Source organism: Candidatus Cryosericum odellii, from assembly GCF_003570935.1.
In the GTDB taxonomy this organism is placed as follows: domain Bacteria; phylum Caldisericota; class Caldisericia; order Cryosericales; family Cryosericaceae; genus Cryosericum; species Cryosericum odellii.
Map to the genome: position 1 here is coordinate 1 of NZ_QXIU01000106.1, position 9,564 is coordinate 9,564.

Below are 9,564 nucleotides of genomic sequence, written 5' to 3' on the forward strand. Positions count from 1 at the left end.
AGCGAGCGTTCGACGAGCCGGCGTCCCACAGGCAGGGAGCAGCTGAATTCCAGATGTGTCCCTTGCACAGCGGCATACCCGGAGATGAGGAAGAAGCCTTTGGTGAATGCAGCCGCCGCGCGTTTTCCCCGAAGACGCCGCTCAAGTTGAGCGGGCTCCAGTGGACTGAGTCCAGAGAACAGTTGCTGTGCCTGAACGGGAGTAAGGTCGACGCTGAAACTGAGTTTATGACCGGCTCTCGAGAGAAGTGCCTGCCTGGGTTGCCAATTGGCAAGTGCATGGGAGGATAGAGAAAGCACGTAGCGCATGATAAAGGGACTCTTCGACGTGAAAGAGATCGACAGCGCTCCCCCATGGCGCAGGACCAAAGAACTCCCACCGTAGAGGGCTCCGGACAGTTCAAGCAGAGGATCAGTCGAAGGCAGCCCTGCCAGTTCCTGTTTGAGGAACTCAATCGTCGCCATTTGCGTTTACAGTCCGAGGAGCGACCTCAGTATGATGCGAAGCTTGCCTGGGTCGTGGCGAACGAGGCCATCGGCGGTTGAGCAGATGTCAGCCTCGACGACCCGTGGATGCTGACTTCTTGGGAGATCATTGGAGACAGGGTTGACCCCGGCGGAAGCGTACCGCTCCAGCGTCTCGGCAGGGATAGGGGTGGTGCTCAGCAGGATCATGTCGATGCAAGACCGTCCAAGGACCTCTTCAACCTTGTGAAGGTGCATTCCCGCAGTGTAACCCTCCGTTTCTCCTCGCTCGGTCATCGCATTCACGACCAGTACCTTCGTGGCTGAAGAGCGTACGATCGTGTCGGCGGTCGCCTCGATGGATAGTGGTGGTATCAGGCTTGTGAAGAGGGAACCAGGGCCGATGATGATAAAGTCCGCCTGAGACAGCGCTTCGAGCGCGGGGACAAAGGGCTTAGCATGAGGCGGCAGGACTTCGATGGTGTCGATTGTCTTGCCCTGGAGGGGAACCTGGTCTTCGCCGTCGATCGTCGTACCATCAGTGAAGTGTGCCCGCAATGAAATATTGTCCAGAGACATCGGCAGAACCCGGCCAGGCAATTGCATAAGTTCCGACAGTTCCTGTACTGCATCGCCGAAATTTCCCTTGATGTCGCTCAGAGCAGCGATCATGAGATTCCCGATGTTGTGACCGCCGATTCCTTCGATCTGCTCTGGGAAACGATAGGCGAGGAGGCGGGCACTGCGTGTCGACTCACCTGCCATGGCGATGAGAGCGTTCCGGAAATCGCCCGGAGGCAACATTCCAGTGGCCTCACGGAGGCGTCCGGTACTTCCCCCACTATCTGCCATCGTGACAATCGTCGTGAGCTTGACGTTCTCTGTTCGGAGTGACTCGATAATTGGTTTGATGCCGGTTCCCCCACCGATCACGACGACACGGGGAAGAGACTCGGCCTTGCGGTAGCGGTAGATCGTCCGTGCGACAGATTCCCTGGGAATGGACCCAGTGATGGCAGCCAGCAGCGAACGAGCCAGAAGGGCCGCCGCCAGGACCATGAGCCAGGTAGACACTATCACGACAATACCGCACAGGACCCCGAAGACTGCAGAGACTGCACCGGAAGGGAGGAAACGGCGAAACACGTGCTGAACGGACGGCCGCAGGTTCAGCAGCCATGACGTGCCCGGCGTCTGAAGTAGTCCGTTGATTGCGAAAACAAGAAGCGCTGTCCCCATAACAAACAGCAAGAGGTATCTCTTGACGCGAATGCCGGGAACGAGCCAGTACCAGAGTGCCTGTCTGTGTCCCTTCACTTCTGGAGGTCCCGATGGAACACGTGTACCGCCTTCGCCTGTGGCTTGAGGTGGTGGTAAAGCATGTTCGCGATCACGACAGAGCGGTGTCTGCCACCTGTACATCCGATGCCGACCGTCAGGTAGCTCTTTCCTTCTTCCTGGTAACGCGGGAGCACAAAGTCGACGAAGTCGGCAAGGCGAGTGAAAAACTCCCGGGCGTAAGGCTCGCGAAGGACATAGAGAATGACCCCTTTGTCGAAGCCTGTCCGATGCGCGAGATGTTCGTCGTAGTATGGGTTGGGCAGGAAGCGAACGTCGAAGAGAAGATCCAGGTCGATCGGCAGGCCGTTCTTGTAGCCAAAGGANNCGCGAACGCGGTCCTTCAGTTCGGCAACGGTGAGATCGGTGGTGTCGATGATGACACTTGACAGGTCACGCACCTCTGCAAGCAGTTCCCTCTCGTTCCTGATACTTTCGGAGACAGTGCTTCCGGGAAGTGGATGGCGTCTGCGTGTCTCGGAGAAGCGGTTCACCAGAACTCGGGATGATGCGTCCAAGAAGATCACACGAGGGTGAACATCGCGCGCTCTAAGCCGCTGGAGCATAGAATGAAACTGGGTCTTGAACCCTGAACTGCGCACATCGAGGGCAACCGCTATCTTGCTGATTCTACCATCGGTTTGTGAGGCGAGGTCCAGAAACTGGCTCATAAGAGAAATCGGGAGATTGTCCATGGCGTAGTACCCAAGATCTTCAAGGTAACCCATGGTCTTCGTCTTGCCGGCGCCACTCAGGCCGGTCACAATGACAAGGTCCAGGCTAGAGACTACTCCCACGTACGCCTCCCGTTTGTATTGTCGGTCTGCCCGACAGGGCACTTCTGGGCAAATACAATGGCGGAGGGGAGAGGGTTTGAACCTCCGAAGGCGTTAACCTTGCCGCATTTCAAGTGCGGTGCCATCAACCGCTCGGCCACCCCTCCACGCTCTGAAACAAGTCTACAGGACAACCCCTGGTTGTCAAAACGAGCCAGAGGCTCGTAACCGGGGATTTCGTACTTGGCGAGTCCTCGTCAGCGGATAACGTCTGTTCCCATGTATGGAATCAATGCATCCGGCACTTTCACGCTGCCGTCTTCCTGCTGGTAGTTTTCCAGAATCGCAGCCATCGTTCTCCCCACAGCGAGCCCTGAGCCGTTGAGGGTGTGGACGAATGCGATCTTGCCATCTTTGGTACGGTACCGGATGTTTGCCCTGCGCGCCTGAAAGTCTTCGAAGTTGCTGCAGGAGCTTATCTCGACATATCGGTCCTGGCCGGGCATCCAGACCTCGGGGTCGAACTTCATTGCCGCCGCGAAGCCAAGATCGCCGGTGCACATCTTGCTGCGATGATATGGAAGGTCCAACTTCTTCAGAATGCCTTCGGCGTTCTCAATGAGCAGATCAAGTTCATGATATGAATCTTCCGGCTTGACGAACTTGACCATCTCGACTTTGTTGAACTGGTGGACGCGGATGATCCCCCGGGTGTCCTTGCCCGCGGCACCGGCCTCTTTTCGAAAGCACGCTGTGTAGGCGACATACTTGATGGGCAGATCTTCTTCACGGACAATTTCGTCCCTGAGCATATTGGTCACTGGAACCTCGGCCGTCGGGTCGAGGAACAGGTCGTCGGTGTCCGTATGGTAAAGATCGTCCGCAAACTTTGGCAGTTGTCCGGTTCCCGTCATCGACTCCCGATTGACCAGATAGGGCGGGAGGATCTCCGTATATCCCTCTTCCTGGACGTGTACGTCGATCATCCATGAGATGAGAGATCTCTCGAGCTTGGCCCCCAGTCCCTTGAGAACATAGAAGCGCGACCCGGAAATCTTTGCGCCCGCAGCAGAATCAATGATGCCCAGAGATTCTCCGATCTCCCAATGAGGTCTTGGAACAAATGTGAAGGTCGGCTTCTCATGCCACGTAAACACGACGGTGTTCTCTTTGTCGCTCTTGCCGACGGGGACCGACGCTTCAGGCAGGTTTGGGATACAGAGCAGCAAGGTCCGAAGGTGCGCATCGACCACTTTCACGCGGTCGTCCAGCTCCGCGATGTGTGAGCCGACGTCTTTCATCTCAGCGATGGCGGTTGAAGCATCCAGCTTGGAGCGCTTGAGTGTGGCGATCTGCTCACTGGCTTCATTGCGGAGATGCTTGAGCTTGTCCACTTTCTGGAGCAGGTCTCGCCTCTCACGGTCGACCTCGAGGATCTCGTCGATCATCTCCGACCCCTCGTTCTTTGTTGCTATCCCGGCCTTCACGAGGTCAGGATGCTGACGAATCAGTTCCAGGCTCAGCATCGGTATCTCCTTCCTACGACTTCAGTCTTCATGTTGAATTCTACTGTCTGGCGGCTAAAAAGCAACGCAGCTATTTGCAAAAATGATTCATGACCGACGTCGACGATCAGAACCCTTCTTCGATCGCCTGTACCACTGCATTGATACGCGGTGGTATCGTCATACTCGTGCCCTTCACCTTGAGCGCATTCTGAACGTCTTTCAGGCCATTGCCGGTGATGAGGACAACGATGCGGTCCTCCTGGTGCAGGTCACCGCTGTTGGCCAACTTGCGCAGCGCAGCCACGGAAGCGGCAGCGGCCGGTTCAGCGAAGATACCCTCGTTCCTGCCCAGAAACCCTATGGCGTCGATGATTTCGTCATCTGAGACAGTAACCGCCAGACCGCCACTCGACCTGATGTCGCGTACCGCCATGAGGTGGTTACGCGGAATGCCGGCCACGATACTGTCAGCGCACGATGTTGGATTCTCCAGGTAGGTGACCGGTTCGCCGGAGATAACTGCCTGTGCGATCGGAGCACAACCTTCAGCCTGGACCGCTATGAGTTGGGGCATATGGTCAATGAGTCCGAGGGTCAACAGGTCGTGGAATCCCTTTGCGACACCCGAGACGATACAGCCATCCCCAACTGAGACGATGACCTTGTCTGGTGCTTCGAAACGCATCTGCTCGGCGACCTCAAGGGCGACAGTCTTCTTGCCCTCGACCATGTAGGGGTTGAAGGCCGTGTTTCTGTTGTACCAGCCAAATCGTTCCGTTGCCTCCATGCACAGGTCGAATGCCTGGTCGTAGTTGCCATCGACAAGGAACAGATGGCTGCCGAATACTCGCAACTGCGCTATTTTTCCCGCAGGCGCGGAGGCAGGCGCAAAGATGTATGCGGCGACTCCTGCATTCGCGGCAAGCCCCGCAAGGCTGGAACCTGCGTTACCCGTCGTTGCGGCTGTGATAATGTGCTCGCCAAGTTCGTCTGCCTTGGCGATGGCGATGGCGGAGGCCCTGTCTTTCAGTGAGGCTGTTGGATTGCGTCCGTCGTCTTTGAACCACACATGGGACAGTCCTAGTTGAGGACCAACACGTTTGCTTGCATACAGCGGCGTCCAGCCGATCTGGAGTGTCAGCGACGCAGGACGTCCCTCAACAGGCAGGAGCGCGAGATATCTCCACATCGAGAGGTCGCGGTCATTCTCCAGCTGTTCCCTGGTGAGGATCCTTCGGACCCGATCGTAGTCATACAGGACTTCGAGGATTCCGTCGTTACCACAGGTGGGACAGACATAGCGGGTTGTGGAAGGGTCATATTCACGTCCGCACTTCATGCATTTCAGCCCAAGAACTGAAGACATTATTCCTCCTTAACAGAAAGGCGGGCGAGGTTGTTGCCTCACCCGCCCAGATCATTCGTTGCTGCCGTGGCTGGCCTATCATCGATGGATATTTAATCCGGGATCGTACTTCTGGGTTCTTTACCTTCCGTTTTGCGAGATTTTCCTTACTGCCTGAGTCTTTCTCGGAACACGGTTGGTAAGAAACCGCTCTTCAAGGCCCGGTAAAGAGTTGTGGCGCAAAGGCACATGCCATGATGCCCAACACATCTTGGAGTCAGGGCAGGCTACTTCCATCCACGTGCCATCGTGAGGGCCATTATTGCCTTTTGGGCATGGAGCCTGTTTTCTCCAATATCGTAAATGATTGAACGAGGGCCACTTGCTACTTCATCGTCCACTTCATTCCCTCTATCAACCGGCATAGGGTGAATATAATAGGCCTTGTTCGTCAAATTATCGAGCTCTGACGTGAACCTCCAATCCTTGTATTGAAGGGCGGATTTTTGGTCTTCTTCTTTGCCAATAACATATCTCTTTGGACTCATCCAGTTCCTTGAATAGACAACATCAGCACCCTTGACTGCTTCAAACCTGTCATGAGTCATTTCAAACTTTGCTCCAGCTTTCTCAGCATTTTTCTTTGCTGTCTCAATGACTTCCGGATCAAGATCAAAACCTTCAGGATATGCCACAGTGAGGTCCATTCCATATCTTGGAAGAAGGAGGATATCTTCCTGAACGGAGCTCCAGGAACGCACCATTGAGGAATACCCCCACATCACAGTTATCTTCTTGCCCTTGACATCTCCCATATGTTCCTGCAACCCCATAAGGTCTGCAAGTCCCTGGCAGGGGTGATACTTATCATGAGCCATTGAAACAATGGGAATTGATGCATATTTCGCATATTCTCTAAGCAATGCTTCGCCATCGCCGTACTGCTCAACAGCATCTTCAAGAATCCTTATTCCAAGACCGACACCGTATCTGGACATGATATTTGCTGCATCCTCTATCGTTTCGCCTGCTTTATCTTTTGACTTCAATCTCATTGCTTTTGGCTCGAGAAATTGAGCATGTCCTCCAAGTTCTGTGGCCGCCGCTTCAAAAGACTGCCTTGTCCTCACCGAAGGGTTATAAAAGAACATGAAGAAAGTCTTGTACTTGAGGATCTCAGTGTATGGCTCTTCATACCTATGCTTCTTCATGTCTTTTGCGAGGGCAAGAACTTCATCAAGCCATTCCTTTCCCCAGTCCTGCGTAGTAATTAGATCTTTGCCATAAAGGTCCATTGTCACCTCCCTGGACAATACTATTCTCTAACGATCGTTGTCCCAGCTTTTCCTTCGAGCGTTTCAAGATACTTCGAAGTCAAGGAAATGTAAGCCTTCTTGCCGCCGCCCTCAAGGAACTTAATAGTTGCAAGAATCTTCGGCCCCATACTGCCAGCAGGGAAATGCCCTTCAGCATAGTATCTCTTTGCTTCTTCAAGGGTCAAATGTCTCAGATCAACCTGATCAGGCTTCTGATAGTGAAGCTTGGCACCATCTTCTCCCGTAAATACGGTCAGTGTGACATCAACATCTTCCCCCCTTTCCTTTGCTCTCTTTAGAAGCATCGTACCAAGCAAAGCGGAGGCAAGATCCTTGTCTATCACTGCTTCAACCCCCCTGTAAATCTTCGAATCTTTACCATCTTCAAAAGTGAAGCCATAGTTGCTGTGATAGACACCATTTTCGTCAGGTTCTTCCAAGACAACAGGGATACCACCACCACCAACTGTTATCGGGACCATTCCTTTTTCAAGCGCTGCTTCAACGAGATCAATTTCAACTACGTCAAGGGGTACAGGCGATGGGACAACCTTTCTCCAGATCTCGTTGCCTGTGTCGTCTTTCTTGTATAGTTTAACGACCCACCCATCTGTACGAGCTCTTTCCATTGCTTCCGCTTTTGAATAAGATGGGCCAATAAACTTTGTAGGATTCTGGAAGCCAGGGTCATCTTTACCAACGACAACCTGTGTTACAATGCTGACAACCTGTTTCTTGATGCCTTTTGTCTTCAGCTGGTTTGCAAGAATCTGTGCCAGCATATACCCCATCGAACCCTGAGTATCTGCCCCACACACATCAAGGGGAAGAGGAGGAAGTATGGGCCTTGAATACTCTGAGCGAAGAAGAACATTGCCTACCTGAGGACCATTACCGTGCGTAAGAATGTAATCATCTTCAGGAAAGGAATTCACAATGTTTGCTATGTGCTCGCAGGTTTCCTTTGTTCTTTTCCATTGCAAAGCAATATCGGGGATAATTGCTTTTCCACTTTCATCAACTAAGCCAACAGGGGCAACTTCATTGCCACCAAATGCAAAAATCCTAATCTGTCTCTTTCCCATGATGAATTCTGTTTTCTTAGATCTTCTCTAGAATTATCTCATCGTCAAGGACATGATTGCTTTTTGAACATGAAGCCTGTTCTCTGCCTCATCATTAACAATAGAGATCTTTGGGTCATCAATAAGGAGGTCAGTAACTTCAAAACCCCTGCGGGCAGGAAGACAATGCATATACACGGCATTCTTACTGGCGACCTTAAAATGCTCATGCGAAATGCACCAATCATCCTTGTATTTCTTACCCACTTCAGCATGTTTGTCGGGATTCCTGGCCCAAGATTTAGCGTAGATAACATCGGCGTCTTTTGATGCTTTCCAAATGTCATGCTCGATCGTGAGAGAACCGCCACTTTCTGTTGCCGCCTTCTTTGCAAATTCAACATATTCGCTATCAAGATCGTAAAGTCCTGGCTCGTCAGGATAGGCAAGAGTAATATTCAGTCCAAGCGTGGAACCTGCAGCGATCATGGTCTGAGGAACTCCTGCTGATTTTGCCCTCTCATCATATGCCCATGACATAACGATCTTCTTCTTTCGAGCTCCTTCCAACCCACCGAATTTTTCCGTCATCGTAAGGATATCACCCATGATCTGACAGGGGTGCTCCTTGTCATCAAGCATATTAATCACAGGTATATTCGCATATTCAGCTATTCCTCTTAAGACCTCTCTAGCATCTCCATATTCATATGTTTCTGCACCCATCTGGGCCTTGAGATTGTAGAGACGAATTGCAAAACCGTCCAAGAATCTGGAAATCATTTCGGCAGTATCCTTCCATGACTCCTTATGGGAAAGCTGCAATTCCTCAGGATTATAGACCTGAGCAGACCCCCCAAGCTGAACTATCCCTGTTTGAAAAGAAAGTCGAGTTCTCGTTGAAGGCGATGCAAAAAGCAATCCCAAAACCTTTCCTTTGAGGATTTCTGCCTGTGGCTCACCCACGGCATTTCTCATTTTGAGCCACTTGGCAACGTCAAGAATTGTTTCCAATTCCTCTCGGTCAAAGTCGAGTACGCTAATGAAATCTCTACCTCTCAAATCTGTTTTCATTTTTTACCTCCTTAGGTGCTAAGTATCTTATGCTTTTAGTATTCGCAGTCAATAGAGAAAACGAATCGACTGAGTCACTGGTTTCATACATATCGGGAATTGTCCAGCTTTCCGCATAGACCGTGTCAACTCACGTAAAAGTGGAGAGGAACGATCAGGTCGTCAACTCATCAGAAACGGAGGCGCAGCTGCCACGGTTTCTTGATCACCAGTTGCTGTCTTCTTTTGGTGATCTTATCCAGTCGGTCCTGGCCAATACACCTCTCGGATACAACAACATCCTCGGGGGAGGAGGATCTCGTGAAGGAGCGTTATCATGTCCATCTCCACACGTACGCATCGCGTCGGAACCGGGAGCCTCTGCATACGCGGGGCGTCAAGACCGCACCTGAGAGGGAAGGTCTGAGCTCTAGGGTTGCACCTGGACGGTGGACGCTGCTTGAAACACGGTATCAAGTGTAGCCGATCGGCCCACGATCGCGATTTCCAGAGGGCCTGCCAGAGTCGGCACATAGGCCACTGTCGCGGGCAGCGATGAAGCTGAAGTGACGAGTGATCCTCCGATATACACGTCGAATGATACCGCGGCTGACCCGGCCTGCTGGGCCACGTCGAGACTGAGCGTCATTTGCTGTCCGACCTTGAACTGCTCTGGAAATGCGGTCACACTGAGTTCACC

Annotated in this window: 9 protein-coding genes and 1 tRNA gene; all 10 read right to left on the bottom strand. The window is 52.4% G+C overall.

From position 1 onward, the window contains the following. Window positions 1-464, bottom strand: a 464-nt coding sequence (locus tag SMC5_RS04255) for a hypothetical protein (protein WP_133299162.1), incomplete at its 3' end; no start/stop codon positions are given. Window positions 465-470: 6 nt separating this feature from the next. Further along, window positions 471-1,781, bottom strand: coding sequence for a gluconeogenesis factor YvcK family protein (locus SMC5_RS04260; protein WP_165848970.1), 1,311 nt, complete (start codon window positions 1,779-1,781; stop codon window positions 471-473). Then, complete coding sequence (gene rapZ, locus SMC5_RS04265) at window positions 1,778-2,641, bottom strand: RNase adapter RapZ (protein ID WP_455423449.1); 864 nt, start codon at window positions 2,639-2,641, stop codon at window positions 1,778-1,780. Before rapZ ends, SMC5_RS04260 begins: the two co-directional genes overlap by 4 nt. A 16-nt stretch (window positions 2,642-2,657) precedes the next feature. Next, a tRNA-Ser gene (locus SMC5_RS04270) sits at window positions 2,658-2,745 on the bottom strand. A 90-nt stretch (window positions 2,746-2,835) separates the two neighbouring features. Beyond that, entirely contained in the window at window positions 2,836-4,104 is a 1,269-nt protein-coding gene (serS, locus tag SMC5_RS04275) for a serine--tRNA ligase (protein WP_119119733.1), read from the bottom strand. A 106-nt stretch (window positions 4,105-4,210) separates the two neighbouring features. Continuing rightward, window positions 4,211-5,452, bottom strand: a complete 1,242-nt coding sequence (locus SMC5_RS04280; RefSeq protein WP_119119734.1) for a threonine synthase — start codon at window positions 5,450-5,452, stop codon at window positions 4,211-4,213. 266 nt (window positions 5,453-5,718) lie between these two features. After that, window positions 5,719-6,726, bottom strand: coding sequence for an ornithine carbamoyltransferase (locus SMC5_RS04285; RefSeq protein ID WP_119119735.1), 1,008 nt, complete (start codon window positions 6,724-6,726; stop codon window positions 5,719-5,721). 20 nt (window positions 6,727-6,746) lie between these two features. Beyond that, window positions 6,747-7,832 carry an amino acid kinase family protein gene (locus SMC5_RS04290; protein WP_119119736.1) on the bottom strand — a complete coding sequence of 362 codons (1,086 nt, stop codon included), beginning with the start codon at window positions 7,830-7,832 and terminating at the stop codon, window positions 6,747-6,749. Between the two features lie 33 nt (window positions 7,833-7,865). Next, entirely contained in the window at window positions 7,866-8,885 is a 1,020-nt protein-coding gene (locus SMC5_RS04295) for an ornithine carbamoyltransferase (RefSeq protein WP_119119737.1), read from the bottom strand. A gap of 409 nt (window positions 8,886-9,294) precedes the next feature. Beyond that, on the bottom strand, window positions 9,295-9,564 hold a 270-nt coding region (locus SMC5_RS10675; RefSeq protein ID WP_207799058.1), incomplete at its 5' end, for a hypothetical protein.

Coding starts and splice junctions, on each gene's coding strand:
- serS (WP_119119733.1), bottom strand. CDS start 4,104: ATGCTGAGCCTGGAACTGATTCGTCAGCATCCTGACCTCGTGAAGGCC.
- SMC5_RS04280 (WP_119119734.1), bottom strand. CDS start 5,452: ATGTCTTCAGTTCTTGGGCTGAAATGCATGAAGTGCGGACGTGAATAT.
- SMC5_RS04285 (WP_119119735.1), bottom strand. CDS start 6,726: ATGGACCTTTATGGCAAAGATCTAATTACTACGCAGGACTGGGGAAAG.
- SMC5_RS04290 (WP_119119736.1), bottom strand. CDS start 7,832: ATGGGAAAGAGACAGATTAGGATTTTTGCATTTGGTGGCAATGAAGTT.
- SMC5_RS04295 (WP_119119737.1), bottom strand. CDS start 8,885: ATGAAAACAGATTTGAGAGGTAGAGATTTCATTAGCGTACTCGACTTT.